The sequence below is a fragment of the Mycolicibacterium pallens genome (genome assembly GCF_019456675.1).
GTDB lineage: Bacteria > Actinomycetota > Actinomycetes > Mycobacteriales > Mycobacteriaceae > Mycobacterium > Mycobacterium crocinum.
In genome coordinates this window covers 3,712,828-3,731,326 of the sequence record NZ_CP080333.1, presented here as the reverse complement: position 1 = coordinate 3,731,326, position 18,499 = coordinate 3,712,828, and the positions used below count along the sequence as shown (strand labels likewise).

Annotated in this window: 19 protein-coding genes; 6 read left to right on the top strand and 13 right to left on the bottom strand. The window is 69.2% G+C overall.

Annotated features, from left to right (window positions below):
• The 6 genes from K0O64_RS18310 to sucB are packed head-to-tail and all read right to left on the bottom strand — an operon-like array spanning position 1 to position 6,833.
• Positions 1-1,749 carry an amidohydrolase gene (locus tag K0O64_RS18310; protein WP_071943504.1) on the bottom strand — a complete coding sequence of 583 codons (1,749 nt, stop codon included), beginning with the start codon at positions 1,747-1,749 and terminating at the stop codon, positions 1-3.
• Positions 1,750-1,770: 21 nt separating this feature from the next.
• Positions 1,771-2,523 carry a DUF4191 domain-containing protein gene (locus tag K0O64_RS18305; RefSeq protein WP_071943506.1) on the bottom strand — a complete coding sequence of 251 codons (753 nt, stop codon included), beginning with the start codon at positions 2,521-2,523 and terminating at the stop codon, positions 1,771-1,773.
• Between the two features lie 25 nt (positions 2,524-2,548).
• Positions 2,549-3,472, bottom strand: a complete 924-nt coding sequence (gene lipA / locus K0O64_RS18300) for a lipoyl synthase (RefSeq protein ID WP_096311722.1) — start codon at positions 3,470-3,472, stop codon at positions 2,549-2,551.
• A complete protein-coding gene (gene lipB / locus K0O64_RS18295; protein ID WP_071943510.1) occupies positions 3,469-4,128 on the bottom strand; it encodes a lipoyl(octanoyl) transferase LipB in 660 nt (219 codons plus the stop codon). Before lipB ends, lipA begins: the two co-directional genes overlap by 4 nt.
• 13 nt (positions 4,129-4,141) lie before the next feature.
• On the bottom strand, positions 4,142-5,062 hold the full coding sequence (locus K0O64_RS18290) for a TIGR01777 family oxidoreductase (protein WP_096311721.1): 921 nt from the start codon (positions 5,060-5,062) through the stop codon (positions 4,142-4,144).
• Between the two features lie 4 nt (positions 5,063-5,066).
• A complete protein-coding gene (gene sucB / locus K0O64_RS18285; protein WP_071943513.1) occupies positions 5,067-6,833 on the bottom strand; it encodes a 2-oxoglutarate dehydrogenase, E2 component, dihydrolipoamide succinyltransferase in 1,767 nt (588 codons plus the stop codon).
• A 165-nt stretch (positions 6,834-6,998) separates the two neighbouring features.
• Between sucB and K0O64_RS18280 the strand changes: the two genes are divergently transcribed.
• Both K0O64_RS18280 and K0O64_RS18275 read left to right on the top strand, forming a co-directional pair.
• On the top strand, positions 6,999-7,340 hold the full coding sequence (locus K0O64_RS18280) for an oxidoreductase (protein WP_071943515.1): 342 nt from the start codon (positions 6,999-7,001) through the stop codon (positions 7,338-7,340).
• Positions 7,340-9,088: an SDR family oxidoreductase gene (locus tag K0O64_RS18275; protein WP_096311720.1), complete on the top strand. Its 1,749-nt coding sequence runs from the start codon at positions 7,340-7,342 to the stop codon at positions 9,086-9,088. Before K0O64_RS18280 ends, K0O64_RS18275 begins: the two co-directional genes overlap by 1 nt.
• On the opposite strand, the gene K0O64_RS18270 is transcribed toward K0O64_RS18275, so the two are convergent.
• Complete coding sequence (locus K0O64_RS18270) at positions 9,085-10,599, bottom strand: leucyl aminopeptidase (RefSeq protein ID WP_071943519.1); 1,515 nt, start codon at positions 10,597-10,599, stop codon at positions 9,085-9,087. The genes K0O64_RS18275 and K0O64_RS18270 overlap by 4 nt on opposite strands.
• Before the next feature lie 40 nt (positions 10,600-10,639).
• Between K0O64_RS18270 and gcvT the strand changes: the two genes are divergently transcribed.
• Together gcvT and K0O64_RS18260 are read left to right on the top strand one after the other, a co-directional pair.
• Positions 10,640-11,743: a glycine cleavage system aminomethyltransferase GcvT gene (gene gcvT, locus K0O64_RS18265; RefSeq protein WP_174714133.1), complete on the top strand. Its 1,104-nt coding sequence runs from the start codon at positions 10,640-10,642 to the stop codon at positions 11,741-11,743.
• Between the two features lie 23 nt (positions 11,744-11,766).
• Positions 11,767-12,870, top strand: coding sequence for a branched-chain amino acid aminotransferase (locus tag K0O64_RS18260; protein WP_071943521.1), 1,104 nt, complete (start codon positions 11,767-11,769; stop codon positions 12,868-12,870).
• Here the strand turns inward: K0O64_RS18260 and K0O64_RS18255 are convergent.
• The 5 genes from K0O64_RS18255 to K0O64_RS18235 are packed head-to-tail and all read right to left on the bottom strand — an operon-like array spanning position 12,867 to position 16,295.
• Positions 12,867-13,310, bottom strand: coding sequence for a pyridoxamine 5'-phosphate oxidase family protein (locus K0O64_RS18255; RefSeq protein WP_071943523.1), 444 nt, complete (start codon positions 13,308-13,310; stop codon positions 12,867-12,869). The two genes, K0O64_RS18260 and K0O64_RS18255, sit on opposite strands and share 4 nt — an antisense overlap.
• Entirely contained in the window at positions 13,300-14,049 is a 750-nt protein-coding gene (locus K0O64_RS18250; RefSeq protein ID WP_096311718.1) for an adenosylcobinamide-GDP ribazoletransferase, read from the bottom strand. Before K0O64_RS18250 ends, K0O64_RS18255 begins: the two co-directional genes overlap by 11 nt.
• 2 nt (positions 14,050-14,051) lie before the next feature.
• Positions 14,052-15,101, bottom strand: a complete 1,050-nt coding sequence (gene cobT / locus K0O64_RS18245; RefSeq protein ID WP_096311717.1) for a nicotinate-nucleotide--dimethylbenzimidazole phosphoribosyltransferase — start codon at positions 15,099-15,101, stop codon at positions 14,052-14,054.
• A complete protein-coding gene (locus tag K0O64_RS18240; RefSeq protein ID WP_096311716.1) occupies positions 15,101-15,628 on the bottom strand; it encodes a bifunctional adenosylcobinamide kinase/adenosylcobinamide-phosphate guanylyltransferase in 528 nt (175 codons plus the stop codon). The genes cobT and K0O64_RS18240 overlap by 1 nt, the downstream gene beginning before the upstream one ends.
• A gap of 13 nt (positions 15,629-15,641) precedes the next feature.
• Positions 15,642-16,295, bottom strand: coding sequence for a DUF3043 domain-containing protein (locus K0O64_RS18235; protein ID WP_071949737.1), 654 nt, complete (start codon positions 16,293-16,295; stop codon positions 15,642-15,644).
• A gap of 23 nt (positions 16,296-16,318) precedes the next feature.
• Between K0O64_RS18235 and K0O64_RS18230 the strand changes: the two genes are divergently transcribed.
• Positions 16,319-17,374, top strand: coding sequence for a glycerate kinase family protein (locus K0O64_RS18230; protein ID WP_096311714.1), 1,056 nt, complete (start codon positions 16,319-16,321; stop codon positions 17,372-17,374).
• Between the two features lie 81 nt (positions 17,375-17,455).
• Entirely contained in the window at positions 17,456-17,815 is a 360-nt protein-coding gene (locus tag K0O64_RS18225; RefSeq protein ID WP_071943533.1) for a HesB/IscA family protein, read from the top strand.
• 26 nt (positions 17,816-17,841) lie between these two features.
• On the opposite strand, the gene K0O64_RS18220 is transcribed toward K0O64_RS18225, so the two are convergent.
• On the bottom strand, positions 17,842-18,486 hold the full coding sequence (locus K0O64_RS18220) for an Rv0361 family membrane protein (protein WP_096311713.1): 645 nt from the start codon (positions 18,484-18,486) through the stop codon (positions 17,842-17,844).
• Between the last annotated feature and the right edge of the window lie 13 nt (positions 18,487-18,499).

The window sequence follows — 18,499 nt, the reverse complement described above, 5'->3', positions numbered from 1 at the left end:
CTAGAGCTGGTGGCGGACTTGTCCGTTCATCATCGTCATCGTCACCTGTGTGCGGTGGATGTCGTGTGGGTCGACCTCGAAGATGTTGGAGTCCAACACGATCAGATCGGCACGCTTGCCGACCTCGACCGAGCCGACCAAGTCATCGAGCCGAACCTGGTAGGCGGCGCCCATGGTGTTGGCGTGCACTGCCTCGGCGACGCTGAGCTTCTGATCGGCAGGCGCCAGCACGGGTGCATCGGGCTGGCCGATCAGCTGGCGGGTCACCCCGATCTGGATGGAATCGAGCGGCTTGTAGGTGGAGAAGTAACCGGCCGCCGGCCAGTCGGTGCCCAGTGAGATCCGACCACCTGCACGCAGGATGTCCTGCGCGCGATAGAACAGGTCCTGCCGCGGCCGGCCATACCGCACCGCGAGGTTCTGCACCGTATCCGGATCGGCCGACATCCAATTAGCCGAAAACTGCGCCGTCACACCGAGTTCGGCGAACCGCCGGTTGTCCGAATCCTCGACGTACACCAGATGCGCGATCGTGTGCCTGCGATCGCGCGGGGGGTTGGCCGCGATTGCCGCCTCGATCGAGTCCAGCGCCACGCGCGCGGTGCGCTCGCCGCACGCGTGCACGTGCACATCGACGCCGGCTGCGTCGACATCGCGGACCAACTGGCGCCACTGTTCGTCGGTGAACGGCGAAGCACCGATCGACTCCGGCTTGTCGGCGTACGGCTCGATCAACCACGCGGTGTATCCGCCCTGCGTGCCGTCACCGATGACCTTCACCGCGCCGACGGTCACCAGCTCGGTCGAGATCCGGTCGCGGATATCGGTGAAGGCCGCCACCGCATCGTCGATCGGCGGAGCTTTCACGCTGTAGGACGCGACGACCCGAAACGGCAACGCCCCGCGCTCCTCCAGGTCGGCGTACAACGCGATCAACGCGCCCTGGTCCTCACCGATCGGCGGCACGCCCGCATCGAATACCGAGGTGATCCCGGCGGCCGACGCCTTGGGCAGCCACGACTCCAGCAGTGTCTGCATCGACAGCGGCGAAATCGGATCGACGGCATTGACCAAACTGAGCACCGCATCGACCTCGAGGAGGTACCCGGTCGGATCGCCGTGCTCGTCGCGGACGTAGTAGCTGAACCCGGGAATCGGATCTGGGGTGTCGCGGCCGACACCGGCGATCTCCAGCGCCGCACTGTTCGCCCACATGCTGTGGCCGTCGATCGCGAAGAAGAACCCCGGTCGATCGGGCAGCACCCGATCCAGCTCGTGGCGGGTGGGGCCATCGGGGCCGAACATGTCCACGCGCCAACCGAATCCGCGCACCGGACCGTGCGTGTGCTCCGTCGCGTATGCGGCGATCGCGGCCAGCGCGTCCTCTCCGGTGGGCACCTGCAAATCGACGCCACTGGTCAGAAACGCGCCGAGGAACGGATGGATGTGCCCCTCGACGAACCCCGGCAACATCAGATTGCCCTCGAGGTCGACGACGCGGGTGTCCGGACCTTCGAGCGCAGTCGCACCGGCGTCGTCTCCGACGTAGGAGATCGAATTGCCGGTGACGGCCACTGCTTGCGCCCACGGCTGCGCGGGCGACACGGTGTAGATCCGTCCGTTCCGGAAGACGACGTCGGCGTACGTCGTCGCCGGCGTCGCCACCGCCGCACGCTGCACTGTCCGCCGGGTCAGAACACCGGTATCCAGCGCGCTGAAGTGCGGCGCCCACTCACATGCCGTACAGATGACGTCCCCCCGAGACGGCGCTCAGCGCCTGCGCACCGTGCGTTGCACGCCCTTCATCTTGGCCTGTGCGGGCATCGGACCCTTGGGCATCGCGGCCGGACCCACCCGAGAGCCCAGCGCGCCCAGCTTCGACTCCAGCGAGTCCATCTGCTTGACCGTGATGTTGGCGGGCAGCTTCGTCAGGTGCCGCTCCAGCTTCGACAGCGGCACCTCGCCCTCGCCGTTGCCGACGATCACGTCATAGATCGGGATGTCACCGACCAGCCGGGCGGTGCGCTTCTTCTCCTGCGCCAGCAGCGGCTTGACCCGCGCCGGCGAACCCTCGGCGACGAAGATCACACCGGGCCGTCCGATCACCCGGTGCACGGCGTCGAAGTGACCGGTGGCGGCAACCCCCGGCGTCACCCGCCACTTGCCCCGTAGGTTGTCCAGCGCCCAGGCGGCCGCACCGGTCTGGCCCTCGGCTTTGCGGAAGACCGACTTCTGGGCGCGCCGGCCGAAGATGATGAAGGCCACCAGCGCGCCGAGCGCGACGCCCAGCACGATCAGCAGGTACATCGTGATGCCGCCGGCGAACACCCCGGCCACCACCGCAGCTGCCACGATCAGCACGAACGCGCCGATCATGTAGGGGAGCAGCCGCTTGTCTTCCTTGCGCTGCATCTGGAACGCCTGCCACAGCTGGGCGCGGCGCTGCTTGGCCGCGACCTTGGCTGCCGCCTTCGCCTCGGCCTTGGCCGCCTTGTTCTCGGCGGCACTACGGGATTTCGCCATAACTACCAAGAATACGGAAGGGCGATCACCGCGATGCCGCGACGGCCTGTTGATACAGCCGGCCGGCGCGGTAGGAGGACCGGACCAACGGCCCGGACAGCACTCCGGCGAAGCCCAGCCCCTCGGCGTACTCGGCCAGCGCGACGAACTCCTCCGGCTTGACCCAGCGCTCGACCGGGTGATGACGCACCGACGGCCGCAGGTACTGGGTGATCGTGACGATGTCGCAGCCGGCCTCGTGCAGATCGGCCAGGGCGGTGTGCACCTCGTCGATGGTCTCGCCCATGCCGAGGATCAGGTTGCTCTTGGTGACCAGCCCGGCCGCGCGGGCCGCGGTCAGCACGTCGAGGCTGCGCTGGTACCGGAACGCTGGACGGATCCGCTTGAAGATCCGCGGCACCGTTTCGACGTTGTGCGCGAACACTTCTGGGCGCGCCGCGAAGACCTCCTCGAGCAGCGCCTGCTCGCCGTTGAAGTCCGGGGCCAACAGCTCCACGCCGGTGTTCGGGTTCAGCTTCTTGATCGCGCGCACCGTCTCGGCGTACAGCCACGCTCCGCCGTCGGGCAGGTCGTCGCGCGCCACCCCGGTGACGGTCGCGTAGCGCAGCCCCATCGCGGCCACACTCTCGGCGACCCGGCGCGGTTCGTCGCGGTCCAGCTCGGCGGGCTTGCCGGTGTCGATCTGGCAGAAATCACAGCGCCGCGTGCACTGCTCGCCGCCGATGAGGAACGTCGCCTCCCGGTCTTCCCAACACTCGAAGATGTTGGGGCAGCCCGCTTCCTCGCAGACCGTGTGCAAACCCTCGCGGCGCACCAAACTTTTCAGCGCGGTGTACTCCGGACCCATCCGCGCGCGGGTCTTGATCCACGGCGGCTTGCGCTCGATCGGGGTCTCGGCATTGCGGACCTCCAGACGCAAGAGCTTGCGGCCCTCTGGAGTCACTGTCACGTCTTCAAGCTTACGGGCAGGCGGCCGTCGAGGGCGTCACACACCGCTTCGGCGACCCGGGCGCGGACGTCCTCGACACCGACGTGGCGGCCCAGTTCAGCCGTCAGCGAAGTCACTCCGGCATCGGAGATCCCGCACGGCACGATCGTCGAATACGCACCCAGATCGCAGTCGCAGTTCAGAGCGAACCCGTGCAGCGTGGTGCCGCGCGCCACCCGGATGCCGATCGCGGCGATCTTGCGGGTTCCGGTCACCCACACCCCGGAGCGGCCCTCGACGCGGCCGGTCTCCAAACCGAGGTCCGCGCACACCGAGATCAGCGACTCCTCAAGGCGCCGAACGTAATTCACCACATCCAGCGGCTCAGCCAGCCCGATCACCGGATAGCCGACCAGCTGCCCGGGGCCGTGCCAGGTGATCTTGCCGCCGCGGTCGGTGTCGACGACCGGGGTGCCGTCCATCGGCCGTTCGTGGGCCTCGGTGCGCTTACCCGCGGTGTAGACGGCGGGGTGCTCGAGCAGGAGCAGGGTGTCGGGGCCGCCGGCCACCCGGGCGTCGGCCAGCTCGCGCTGCATCTGCCAGGCATCCAGGTAGTCGACGACGCCCAGCTGGCGCACTTGCATGCCCGCTGAGCTCGATCGGATGGATTCCCGCACGTAATCGACGGTACTAGTTCTGCGCGGACGTGGTGGCGTAGGCCAGCGCCTCGCCGATGGTGTTGTGGTGAAAGACGAACCCAGCCCGCTCCAGGGCGGCGGGAATCGCCCGCTGACCGCCGAGCAGTCCCTCGTCGGCGAACTCGCCGAGCAGGGTGCGCAATGCGAACCCGGGCACCATCAGTGGGGTGGGCCGGTTCAACGCCCGGCCCAGCGCGGCGGTGAACTCAGAATTGGTCACCGGAGCCGGCCCGGTGAAGTTCACCGGACCCGACAGGTCGGGATTGTTGATCGCGAACAGCAGCCCGCGGATCTCGTCCTCCAGACTGATCCACGGCATGTACTGCCTGCCGTTGCCGAGCCGGGCCCCCAGGCCCAGACTGAACAGCGGCCGGAGCCGGGAGAGCACACCGCCGCCGGGGGAGAGCACCAGGCCGGAGCGGGCCAGCACCACCCGGGCCCCGGCGTCCTCGGCGGCCAGCGCCGCGGCCTCCCAGTCCACACAAAGCCGCGACAGGAATCCGCCTCCGGCAGGGGCGGTTCCGTCGACGACGCGGTTTCCGGTGTCGCCGTAGTAGCCCACCGCGCTGGCGTTGATCAGCGTCGGCACACCGGCATCGGCGACGGCGGCCGCGATCACCTCGGTCGGTCCGATGCGGCTGTCGCGCAGGCTTTGTTTGAAGGACCCCGACCATCGCTTGTCGCCGACGTTGACGCCGCACAGGTTGATGACCGCGTCGACGCCTTCCAAACCGGACGGGTCGAACTCACCACTGTCGGGATTCCAGTGCAACTCGTCGCCGTTGGCCGGCGCGCGGCGCACGATCCGCAGCACCCGATGATCCGCGGCGCGCAGCGCCGACACCAGCGCGGAACCGATGAGACCGGACGAACCGGCGATCGCGACGACGAGCCCGCCTACAGGTTGGCCCATGGCGTCACAAGCCCAGGTCGGCCTCGAATGCCCCTTCTTCGAGACGCCGCTTGACGGTGGTCAGGAATCGGCCGGCATCCGCGCCGTCGATCAGCCGGTGATCGTAGGTCAGCGGTAGATAGCAGATGGATCGCACGCCGATCGACTCATTGCCGAGCTCGTCGACGATGACGCGGGGGCGTTTGACGATCGCGCCGGTGCCCAGCATCGCCGCCTGCGGCGGCACCAGGATCGGGGTGTCGAACAGGGCGCCCTGGCTGCCGATGTTGGTGATCGTGAACGTGCCGCCGGACAGCTCGTCGGGCTTGAGGTCACCCGAGCGGGCCCGGGCGGCGATGTCGTTGATCGCGCGGGCCAGTCCGGCCAGCGACAGATCACCGGCGTTGTGGATCACCGGCGAGAGCAGACCCTGCTCGGTGTCGACGGCGAACCCGAGGTGCTCGGCGTCGTAGTAGGTGATCTCCTTGGTGTCCTCGTTGTAGCTGGCGTTGACGTTCGGGTGCACCTTGAGCGCATCGATCACCGCGCGGGCGATGAACGGCAGATACGTCAAGTTCACGCCCTCGCGCTCGGCGAAGTCGTTCTTGGCCCGGGCCCGCAGCGCCACGATCTTGGTCATGTCGACCTCGTGGGTCTGGGTCAGCTGCGCGGTGGCCTGCAGCGACTCGCGGGTCTTCTTCGCGGTCAGCTGGCGAATCCGATTGGCCTTCTGCGTCGTGCCGCGCAAGTGTGACAACGGCGACGAGCTGGTGTTGGCGTCCGCCGGTGCGACGGCCGCCGCCGGCGCCTTGGCGGGAGCCTCGGCGGCCTGCTCGGTCTTGGACTTCTTGGCTTCCGCGGCGGCGAGCACATCCTGCTTGCGGATGCGTCCGCCGACACCGGTGCCCTTGACGCCGGCGAGGTCAATCCCGTTCTCGGCGGCCAACTTTCGCACCAGCGGCGTGACGTAGGGGCTGCCGTCTGCGGCCTCACCGTCCTCAGAGGCCGCCGGGGCGGGAGCCTGCTTGGGCTCGGGCTTGGGTTCCGGCTTGGGTTCCGGTTTCGGCTCGGGCTTCGGTTCCGCCTTGGGCTCGGGCTTCGGTTCGGGCTTGGGTTCCGGTTTCGGCTCCGGCTTCGGTTCGGGCTTCGACTCGGCCTGCGGCGCGGCGCCGGCATCGCCGATCTTGGCCAGCTCGCCGCCGACGGCGACGGTGTCGTCCTCTTCGGCCGTGATCGACAGCAGGGTCCCCGCCACCGGCGAGGGGATCTCGGTGTCGACCTTGTCGGTCGACACCTCCACCAGCGGCTCGTCGACCTCGACGGAGTCGCCGACCTTCTTCAACCACCGGGTCACCGTGCCCTCGGTGACCGACTCACCGAGTTCGGGCATCGTGACCGACGTCGCCTCACCGGACGACTCGGAGGATCCGGACGACTGCGCGGGTTCCGGCTCAGGCTCAGGCTCGGGTTCCGGCTCGGGCTCCGCCTCGGTCTCTTCGCTGGCGGTCTCGGTCTGGGCCGCGGGCTCCTCGGCCGGCTTTTCTTCTTCCTCGCCGGCCTCGCCGATCACCGCGAGTTCGCCGCCGACCTCGACGGTGTCGTCCTCCTGGGCAACGATCTTCGTCAGCACACCGGATGCGGGAGCGGGAATCTCCGTGTCGACCTTGTCGGTCGACACCTCGAGCAGAGGCTCGTCGACCTCGACGGTGTCGCCCTCTTGCTTCAGCCACCGGGTGACGGTTCCCTCGGTGACGCTCTCACCGAGTGCCGGCATCTGGACGGACACGGCCATTGTGTTGACTCCCTCGAACGGTCAGTCGTGCGGGTCGGACTTCTGGCATACCACAGCGTCGCATACCCATCCTGTCATTGCCGGGCCACTCGCATGCACTCAGGGCGACGTGTGATTTCTCTGGCACCATCGAGGGAAAGGACCATTGAGAGGAGCGCATAGGAGTTGGGACTGTTCGACAGGTTCCGGGCTTCCCGCCGCGGTGAATCTTCGTTGGCCGCCGACCGCAGGCACCTCCACGAATGGGCCGCGCAGCGCACCGGGGTGGAAGCCTTCGTCGAACCCAAGACCAGCGTCACTCCGATGACCGTCGTACTCGTGGCCGCCGACGGCGAGTGGACCCGCCGCCCGGCCGACGGCGCGGCCGGTGCCCGCAGGCTCGGCGAAGAGCTCGGCATCCCCGTCTATGACGTGCAGAAAGTCGGGTATCCGCAGCGAATGCGCGACTATGACGCCCGACGGCGGATCGAACGACGCCGCCAACGAGAGAAAGACCTGGAGACCTGATGACGATGCGCTATGTCGACAGCACCGACGGCACCCGGCTTGCGGTGTACGAGGAAGGCAGGCCCGACGGCCCCACCGTCGTCCTGGTCCATGGCTGGCCCGACTCGCACGTGCTGTGGGACGCCGTGGTGCCGCTGCTGGCCGACAAGTTCCGCGTCATCCGCTACGACAGCCGCGCCGCCGGCGCGTCCAAAGGTCCCAGGTCGTTCTTGAAGTACCGGATGGCCGATTTCGCCGACGACTTCGCCGCGGTCGTCGCCGAACTGAGCCCGGGCCAACCGGTGCACGTGCTCGGCCACGACTGGGGCTCGATCGGCTTCTGGGAGTACCTGAGTCGGCCGGGCGCCAGTGACCGGGTCGCATCGTTCACGTCGGTGTCCGGACCGAGCCTGCACCACCTTTTTCGCTACATCCGGGACGGGCTTAAACGGCCCTATCGGCCGAAGCTGTTCGTTCAGGCGCTCGCTCAGCTGCTGCACCTCACCTACACGCTGCCGCTCTCGATTCCGGTGCTCGCGCCCGCGACACTGCGGCTGACCGCCGGAGTCTTGAAGGCCGGGATCACCCTCGGCATCCCGAAGGATCAGCTCCACCACGGGGGGACATTCGCCGACGACGCGGCGCGGGGCGCAAAGATCTACCGCGCCAACGCGTTACCGGCGCTGATCCGCAGGCCGCAGGAATTGCACGTCGACGTTCCGGTGCAGCTGATCGTCAACCTCGACGACCCCTACGTGCGGCCCTACCTCTACGACGACACCCCGCGCTGGGTGCCCCGCTTGTGGCGCCGCGAGCTGCGCTCCGGCCACTGGTCGCCGTTTTCGCATCCGCAGGTGCTGGCCGCGGCGGTCACCGAACTGGCCGAGCACCTGGACGGCAAACCCGCCAGCCGCGCACTGCTGCGGGCGCAGGTCGGCCGCCCGCGAAAGCCCTTCGGCGACACGCTCGTATCGGTGACCGGCGCCGGTAGCGGTATCGGCCGCGAGACCGCGCTGGCGTTCGCCGCCGAGGGCGCCGAATTGGTGATCAGCGATATCGACGAGGCCGGCCTCAAAGAGACCGCGGCCAAGATCGGCGCGCACGGCGGCGTCGCGCACACCTACCTGCTGGACGTCTCCGACGCCGACGCCGTCGAGCGGTTCGCCGACGAGGTGTGCGCCGCCCACGGCGTGCCCGACGTCGTCGTCAACAACGCCGGTATCGGGGTGGCCGGAGCGTTCTTGGATACCCCCGCAGAACAATTCGACCGTGTGTTGGACGTCAATCTCGGCGGCGTGGTCAACGGTTGCCGGGCTTTCGCCCGCCGGCTGGTAGAGCGCGGCACCGGCGGCCACATCGTCAACGTGGCCTCGATGGCCGCCTATTCACCGCTGAAGGGGCTCAACGCCTACTGCACGTCCAAGGCGGCGGTGTACATGTTCTCCGACTGTCTGCGGGCCGAATTGTCTTCCGCCGGAATCGGATTGACGACGATCTGCCCCGGCATCATCAACACCAACATCGTGTCCACCACCCCGCTGATCGCGCCGTCGGGCAAGCGGGCCGCCGTCGCGACGCGGCGCGCGCAGCTGGAGACGATGTTCCAACGCCGCGGCTACGGCCCGGACAAGGTCGCCAAGGCGATCGTCTCGTCGGTCAAGAAGGACAAGCCGATTCGGCCCGTCACGCCCGAGGCCTACCTGCTGTACGGCACGTCCAAGGTCCTGCCGCAGGGTATGCGCAGCATCGCCCGCACCGGCGTGGTCTAGCCGTTGGCGGCGATGTCCTCCAACACGGCGAACATCGTCCGCGTGGGTACCCCGGTGCCGCCCTTCGGCGTGTAGCCCCACGGTCCGGAGGTGTTGTACGCCGGGCCTGCGATGTCGATGTGCGCCCACTGCACGCCGTCGGCCACGAACTCGCGAAGGTAGACCCCGGCGACCAGCATGCCGGCGAAGCGCTGCGAGCTGACGTTCGCCAGATCCGCGACGCTGGACTTGAGGTCGTCCTTGAGCTCGTCCGGCAGCGGCATCGCCCAGGCGTTCTCGCCCTCGGCCTGAGAGATCCGCGCCACCCGGTCGCGGAAGTCCTCGCTGCCCATGACACCCGGAGTCCGGCCGCCCAGCGCGACGGTCTGCGCGCCGGTCAGTGTCGACGTCTCGATCAAGTAGTCGGGGTTGTCCTCGCAGGCGCGCACGATCGCGTCGGCCAGGATCAGCCGGCCCTCGGCGTCGGTATTGAGCACCTCGACGGTGATCCCGCCGTACTGGGTCAGCACGTCACCGGGACGCTGTGCGGTCGACGACGGCATGTTCTCGGCCATCGGCACGGTCGCGATCACGTCGATCGGCAGGCCCTGCTTGGCGGCCAGCACGACCGTGGCGATCACCGCGGCGGCGCCACCCATGTCGGAGGTCATGTGGTGCATCGACGCGGCGGGCTTGATCGAGATGCCGCCGGTGTCGAAGGTGATGCCCTTGCCGACCAGCGCGACAGTCTTGCCGCCCTTGCCCTTGGCGCCGCGGTAGGTCAGTCGCACCAGCCGCGGCGGGCGCGACGAACCCTTGCCCACCCCGATGATGCCGCCGAATCCGGCCTTGGTGAGCGCCTTCTCGTCGAGTACCTCGACCTTGAGGCCGGCCGCTTCACCCAAAGCCTTGGCCCGATCCGCGAATTCGCCCGGAAAGAGGTGGCTGGGCGGGGTGTTCACGAAATCGCGCGCAGTGGCCACGGCCGTCGCGATCGCGGTTGCCCGGGCGGCGTCCTTCTTCGCCCCGGACGCAGTGCTCAGCGCGATGATCTTGCTTAAGCCCGGTTCCTTCGGCGCGGTCTTGGCGCTGCGGAACTCGGTGAACCGATAGCCGCCGAGGATGAGCCCCTCGATCGCGGCCTCCAGGTGCAGCTCGGTCAGCGTGGTGATGACGGTCTCCACCCCGGACAGCGCGCGGACTGCGACACCGGCGGCGCGCCGGATCACGTCGGCCGGCCACTCGTCCCGCGCAGCGCCGAGCCCGACGGCCAGCACACTGCCGACCGCCAGCGACGGCACGTGCAGCCGGGTCACCTGCTCGGCGCCGCCCTTGGCGCCCAGCGCGCGCAGACCCACCTGGATTTCGCCGATGGCCTCGGCGTCGAGGAACGGGCCGCCGACCACCGCGGGGGAGCCGTCTCCATCGGACCCGGTGACGACCGGAACGATCAGCACGGCCGACTGCGCCCGCTTGGGCAGCGAGGTCGCGACGGTGACGGCGGGGGCGGCGTATCCAGGTTCGGTGCTCACGAGGATTCACAGTAGACGCGGGGCACTAGTGTTGTTGGCCGTGACCGACACATCGGATCTGTTGCTTGGACCGCTCGACAGCCAGCACCGCGAGCTGGGTGCCACCTTCGCCTCGTTCGGCGGCTGGCTGATGCCGGTGTCATACGCCGGGACCGTCGGCGAACACACCGCCACCCGCGAGGCCGTCGGCCTCTTCGACGTCAGCCATCTAGGCAAGGCGCTGGTCGTCGGCCCGGGTGCGGCGGAGTTCATCAACTCCACGCTGACCAACGACCTGCGCCGGATCGGTCCGGGCAAGGCGCAGTACACCCTGTGCTGCACGCCCGAGGGCGGGGTGATCGACGACCTGATCGCCTACTACGTCAGCGACGACGAGATCTTCCTGGTGCCCAACGCCGCGAACACCGCGGCGGTGGTGGCGGCGCTGCAAGCTGCTGCACCACAAGGCATCTCGATCACCGATCTGCACCGCTCGTATGCCGTGCTGGCGGTGCAGGGGCCGAAGTCGGCCGAGGTGCTCGCCACGCTCGGTCTGCCCACCGACATGGACTACATGGGCTACGCCGACGCCACGTACTCCGGTGTGCCGGTGCGGGTCTGCCGCACCGGATACACCGGTGAGCACGGCTACGAGCTGCTGCCGCCGTGGGACTCCGCGTCCGTCGTCTTCGAGGCGCTGGTGACCGAGGTGCAAGCCGCGGGTGGACAACTCGCCGGTCTGGGCGCGCGTGACACCCTGCGCACCGAAATGGGCTACCCGCTGCACGGTCACGAGCTGTCACTGGACATTTCGCCGCTGCAGGCCCGCACCGGGTGGGCGATCGGGTGGAAAAAGGACGCCTTCTTCGGCCGTGATGCCCTGCTGGCCGAGAAGGAGGCCGGCCCGCGCCGGCTCCTTCGTGGCCTGCGCGCCACCGGGCGCGGCGTGCTGCGGCCCGACCTGACCGTGCTGAACGGCGCAGTGCCGGTGGGCGTCACGACGTCGGGCACCTTCTCGCCGACGCTGAAAGTCGGTATCGCGCTTGCCCTCATCGACACCGACGCCGGTATCGACGACGGGGCGCTGGTCACTGTCGACGTGCGTGGCCGCCCGCTGGAGTGCGAGGTGGTCAAGCCGCCGTTTGTCGAGGTCAAAACTCGCTAGCAGGCCGGTCTACAATTTCAGCTATGACCACCCGCCTCGAGTTCACGGTTGAGCGCAACGCGAATCCGGCGACCGACGAGGTACGGGCTCAGATTCTGGCCGACCCGGGATTCGGGCGCTTCCACACCGACCACATGGTGTCGGTGCAGTACACCGACGAACTGGGTTGGCACGACGCCCGCGTCGTCCCGTACGGCCCGATCGAACTGGACCCGTCGGCCATCGTCCTGCACTACGCGCAGGAGATCTTCGAAGGCCTCAAGGCCTACCGGTGGGCGGACGGCTCGATCGTGTCGTTCCGCCCGGAGGCCAACGCGGGACGGCTGCGCGCCTCGGCGCGCAGGCTGGCGATCCCCGAGTTGCCCGAGGACCTCTTCGTCGAATCGCTGCGCCAGCTGATCGCCGTCGACAACCAGTGGGTGCCGCCCGCCGGTGGCGAGGCGTCGCTGTACCTGCGGCCCTTCGTGATCGCCACCGAGCCGGGCCTGGGTGTTCGCCCGGCCACCGAATACCGCTACCTGGTGATCGCCTCACCGGCCGGCGCGTACTTCAAGGGCGGTATCAAGCCGGTCAGCGTGTGGCTGTCCACCGAATATGTGCGGGCCAGCCCGGGCGGCACCGGCGCGGCCAAGTTCGGCGGCAACTACGCCGCCTCACTGCTAGCGCAGGCCGAGGCCGCCGAGCACGGCTGCGACCAGGTGGTGTGGCTCGATGCTCTCGAACGCCGCTACATCGAGGAGATGGGCGGGATGAACCTGTTCTTCGTCTTCGGCAGTGGCGGCTCGGCGCGGCTGGTCACCCCGGAACTGTCCGGCTCGCTGCTGCCCGGCATCACCCGCGACTCGCTGCTACAACTGGCCAGTGACGCCGGATTCGCGGTCGAGGAACGCAAGATCGACGTCGAGGAATGGCGCAAGGGTGCGGCCGCGGGGGAGATCACCGAGGTGTTCGCCTGCGGCACCGCCGCGGTGATCACGCCGGTCTCCCACGTGAAGTACGGCGACGGCGAGTTCACCATCGCCGACGGTCAGCCCGGCGAGGTCACGATGGCGCTGCGCGACACGCTCACCGGCATCCAGCGCGGCACCTTCGCCGACACCCACGGCTGGATGGCGCGGCTCAGCTAAGCGGGCGGGGCTTCGACTCGCTCGAATCGACCGGTCTTGGCGCCCAACCTGATCCGATAGACCGAGCCTCGGCGCAGACTCGAGTGGTCAGGCGGAGGCTGCCCCTCGGGCAAGGTCAGCAGTGGCATGATCCGCGCGACGAGCAGGGCCAACCCGGCGTCCCAGTCCGGCCCCCGGCACTCCTCGAAGATTCCCCACGCGATCACGCTGCGCCAGTTCGACAAGTCGTCCACCTGCTCTACCTCTACGCAGACCTGCGGATGGGCCCGCATCGCGCGCAGCTTCGCGCCGTCCATGGCGTGGCCGTAGACGTAGGTGCCGTCATAGACGTAGGTGACGGGAACGACGTACACCTGCCCGTCACTGATGCAGCCGAGCCGCGCGATCACCTCGGCGTGCAATATCTCCTCGATCTGCCGGTTGTCGAGCTCACCCAGCATGGATCACCGATCCGAGGATTGTCAGCGTCGTCGTCAGCTCGATCACCGCACCCAGCACATCTCCGGTGATACCACCGAACCGGCGCACGCAGTGGTGCACCAGCAGCACGGCCAGGGCCAACGCGGTGAGAACGACGAGCGGGCCCTGCCAGACGCGAGCCGTTGCCACCGTGGCGAGCCCGGCGACGAGGAGGGTCCATAAGAGCGGGATCCACAGGGGCTGAGTGCCGGCCACCTGTCCGCCGAGTGAGCTGCCCGGCGCCGCTGGGACACCTCTTCGGCAGGCCAGCACCGCGGCCACCCGGCCGGTGGTCACCGCCGTGACGACCGCGACCGCACCCGTCCAGCCGGACGGGGCCGCGGCGAACGCCAGCGCCTGAGCGGCCAGCACCACCACGACGGTCGCTACCCCGAACGGGCCTGCCGTCCCGTCGCGCATTACCTGCAGTGCTCGCTCGGGCGGTCCGTAGCAGCCCAGCGCGTCCACCGTGTCGGACAGCCCGTCGATGTGCAGGCCACGCGTCACCAGCAGCAGCACGGCGACCGTGAGTAGGCCCGGCAGGGCGTGATGCGTCCCGAAAGCCCAGTCACCGACCCACAACACGGCGGCGGCCAGCGCGCCCAAGGCCACGCCGACCACCGGCAGCGCCGTCATCGTCGACCGGCCGAACGTGCTTCCTCGCAGCGGAACGGGCAATACTGTCCCGAACGCGAAAGCCGTTGCCAGCGAACGGAACACGGTCAGTCCGCAGCGCGATCGGAGACGCCCGCACCCTCGAAGGTGGCCATCGATCCCAGCGTCGCGACCGCCGCCCGCAACACCGGCAGCGCGACCGCGGCGCCGGTGCCCTCGCCCAGACGCAGGCCGAGGTCGATAATCGGCTCCAGCTCCAAGTGCGCCAGTGCCAGCGTGTGCGCCGGCTCGGTGGACCGGTGCCCGGCCTGCCACCAGGCCCGCGCGCCCGGCGCCATCCGGTCGGCGACCAGTGCGGCCGCCGTCACCACCACGCCGTCGAGCAGCACCGGCGTACGCCGCACCGCGGCCTGCGCGCAGAACCCCGCCATCGCGGCCAGATCGGCACCGCCGCAGGTCCGCAACAGGCCGACCGGATCGGGCCGGAATTGGCGGGCCCGGAACATCGCGTCGCGCACCGCCGCGGCCTTGCGTGCCCAGCCGGCGTCGTCGATACCGGTGCCGCGCCCGACCACGACGACCGGCTCGGTGTCGGTCAGCGTGGCGATCAATGCCGTTGCGGCCGTGGTATTTCCGATGCCCATGTCGCCTGCGATCAGCAGGTCGGCGCCCGCGTCCACCTCGTCGTCGGCGAGTCGCCGGCCCGCCTCCACTGCGGCGATCACCTCGTCGGCGCTCAACGCGTCTTCGACCGCGATATTGCCGCTGGAGCGGCGCACCTTGTGCGCCCCGATCTCCGCGGTCAGCGGCTCCTCGCAATCGACCGCGATGTCGACCACCCGCACCGATGCGCCCGCCACCTCGGACAGCACGTTGATCGCCGCGCCGCCGGCCTCGATATTGGCCACCATCTGTGCGGTGACCTCCGGCGGATACGCCGACACCCCGGTGCGCGCGATCCCGTGATCGCCGGCGAAAACCACCACCCGCGCTCGTTCGAATTGCCGTGGCGGGCAAGCCCCTTGGCAACCCGACACCCAGATCGACAAATCCTCGAGCCGCCCCAGTGCGCCGGTCGGCTTGGTCAGGATGTCCTGGCGACGCTTGGCCGCGGCGGCGGCACGGGAATCTGGCGGGGAGACCGCGGGAAAGTCCATCAGCTCAACGCTTTCGTCGGTTTGACCCAGACCGGCAATCCCGCAACCACCAGGACCACCTGCTCACAGCACTGGGCGAGTCGTTGGTTGAGTGTGCCGAGCTCGTCTGTGAAGCGCCTGCCAGCCGCGGTCGCCGACACCACGGTCAGCCCCACCTCCGGACTGACCAGCGCCAGCGGTCCGGTGAAACCCTCGACGGCGCTCACCAGCCCGTCGACGTCGCCTGTCACCGAACCGCCGTCCCAGCCCCGGCGATCCAGCGCCGCGGTCAGCCAGCCGCCCAGGTCGTCGACCAGCGTCGCGATCGCGGGATCATCACGCAAAGTGCTTGCCACATCGGTGGTTTCGACGGTGCTCCAGGAGTTCGGCCGTCGTCCCTGGTGCGCTGCCACCCGCTGCGTCCACGCGGGGTCGGCGTCGGCGGGCGCGCCGGTCGCGACGTAGCGCACGGCGGAATCACCGGCCATGATCTCTTCAGCCCAACGTGATTTGCCCGACCTGATTCCGCCGAGCACCAGGGTGCGCACCGGGTCTGCAGACTCAGACAACCTTGGCGCCGCGCTCGACCTGCGGTCGCGGCGCGCGCATGCGGCGGATCTGCGAGGCTCGCCCCGCGGCATACATCCCGAGCTTGAAGGCGCCCTCGGTGTTGTCCGGGAACTTGGCGTCGACAGCCTTGTTGACCTTGCGGCCCAACAGGATTCCGTCAATAGCCATGATCGCCATCAACAGCAGCATCGCCGGTGAGATGAACAACTGCACCTGCGGCACGGCCAGCATCACGAAGATCAGCGCCAGCGCGGCGGGCATGAACAGCCCCAGCACGTTGTGCCGGGAGTCGACGATGTCGCGCGCATACCGGCGAACCGGGCCCTGGTCGCGGGGCAGCAGGTAGGCCTCTTCACCGGCCATCATCCGCTCACGCCGGTCGTTCATCGCGGTGCGGCGCTGCGCCTTTTCCGCCTGGCGCTCCTCCTTGGTGAGCGTCTTGCGCATCTCCTTGCGGCGCTTCCGAGCCTCGGCCGTGGTCATCGGCGCCGGGGCGACCGGGCCGCGGCGCTTGGCCGAGGCACTGCGCTTCGGCGTCGGCTTGCCCTTGGGTGCGGTGGTGCCTGCCGCGACGGCAGGCTCGTCGACCTCGACTGGTTCGGCCTTGGCGGCGCCCTCGTCGTTCTTGCGGCCCAGCAGCTTCACGCCTGCCAGGTTACCCTGCACGAATGCGGGTGCTGATCGCGCCGGACTGCTACGGCGACAGCCTGACCGCCGTCGAAGCCGCCCAGTCCATCGCCGCCGGTTGGCGCCAGGCCCGGCCTGACGACGATCTCGTCCTGGCGCCGCAGTCTGACGGGGGTCCCGGCTTCGTCGGCGTGCTGGCCGGCCGGCTCGGCGAGGTGCGCCACACCCGGGTGTCCGGCCCCCTGGACGACGAGGTCGACGCCGACTGGGTCGACGACCGCGCCACATCGACCGCCTACATCGAGTGCGCGCAGGCCTGCGGCCTGGCGCTGCTACCCGGCCCGCCTACCCCGGACACCGCGGTCGCCGCGCATAGCCGCGGAGTGGGCCAGCTGATCGCAGCCGCGCTGGAGGCCGGCGCGGAAACGATCGTCGTCGGCCTGGGCGGCAGCTCCTGCACCGACGGCGGACGCGGCATGATCGAGGCGCTCGGCGGACTGGCCGAGGCCAAGGCCGCGCTGGCCGGCGTCGACCTGATCGCCGCCACCGACGTCGAGCATCCGCTGCTGGGCCCGATGGGTGCGGCGCGGGTCTTCGGCCCCCAGAAAGGTGCCGACGCCCACGTCGTCGACATTCTCGAGCAGCGGATGACGGCCTGGGCGGCCGAACTCGACGCGCTCGCCGGACACACGGTCAGCCCGCTGCCCGGCGCCGGTGCGGCCGGGGGACTGGGCGCCGCGCTGCTGGCTCTGGGCGCCCGCAGGGAATCCGGTGCTGCCGTGATCGCCGAGCACACCGGCCTGGCCGCGGACATCGTGGCGGCCGATGCGATCGTCACCGGGGAGGGCCGGTTCGACGACCAGTCACTGCACGGCAAGGTGGTCAGCGCGCTGGCCGGCGGTGCCCGGGCCCGGGGTATTCCGGTGATCGTGCTGGCCGGCCAGGTCACCCTCGGGCCCGCTGAGCTGGCTGAGGCAGGAATCACCGCGGCGCACGCCATTGCCGACTACGCCGGGTCGGTGCAGGTCGCGATCGACGACGCCGCTGCTCAGCTCACCGGGCTGGCCCGCCAGACCGCGGCATCAACTCGGGAATAGCGCCCGGACAAGGTACCGTTGATGAAGTGGGCATGAACCCCCCGGGGGCCCCGCCGAGACATTCTGCTTTAGGGAGACGCAATGACTGTTTCCGACCAGTCGACCACGACCGAGACCCACGGCGTGACCCTGACCGAGGCCGCGGCCGCCAAGGCCAAGTCGCTGTTGGACCAGGAGGGCCGCGACGATCTGGCGCTGCGGATCGCCGTGCAGCCCGGCGGCTGCGCCGGCCTGCGCTACAACCTGTTCTTCGACGACCGCGCCCTCGACGGTGACCTGGTCGCCGAGTTCGGTGGCGTGAACCTGACCGTCGACCGGATGAGCGCTCCCTACGTGCAGGGCGCCACCATCGACTTCGTCGACACCATCGAGAAGCAGGGCTTCACGATCGACAACCCGAACGCCACCGGCTCCTGCGCCTGCGGCGACTCGTTCAACTGATCAAACTCCGCGACGGCCGTCCAGTTTCAGTACTGGGCGGCCGTTCGCAGTAGATACGAGCACACGAGCAGCTGATTGCCCTGGCGCAGCAGCTGCGCCACACCCTGCTCCTCGCCGCGATTGCCGCGGCTGCCGGACGACGCCACCTTCATCGTGAACAGCACCTGAGCCTGGTAGTTGGACCACGGCACGACCGAATCGATCGAGGTCACCTCGGCCCCGGCGAACTGCCTGCGGAAGGCGTCGCTGGCCAGCTTGGCCAGCGCCAGGTCGGACTTGCGGTCCTTCACCCCGTCGTACATGCCGCACAGGTTGTTGCGCGCGATCGTTTCGGTGTCGCCCTTGGACAACGCGTTCAGGTAGTTGGTGATCGACGTCTTGGCCGCCTCCTGGCTGAACCCGCCCGCCGTCGTCGTGCTGGGCTGGCCGGCGCGGACCACCAGCACCGCCGCTACGGCGCCCACCACGAGCACCAGCGCCAACAGACTCAGCCACAGGGCCGTACGGCGCTTGCGTGGCTTCGGCGGGTAGGGCACCGGCGGCGGAAGAGCGCCGGGGTAGATACCGGGATAGGGGACCGGCGGGATCGCACCGGGCGGCCCGTAGGGCCCCTCCGGGTACGGCTCGCCCTCGGCCCCGACCTGCTGGTGCGGCGGAATCGGGCCAGGCATCGATAAGTCTCCT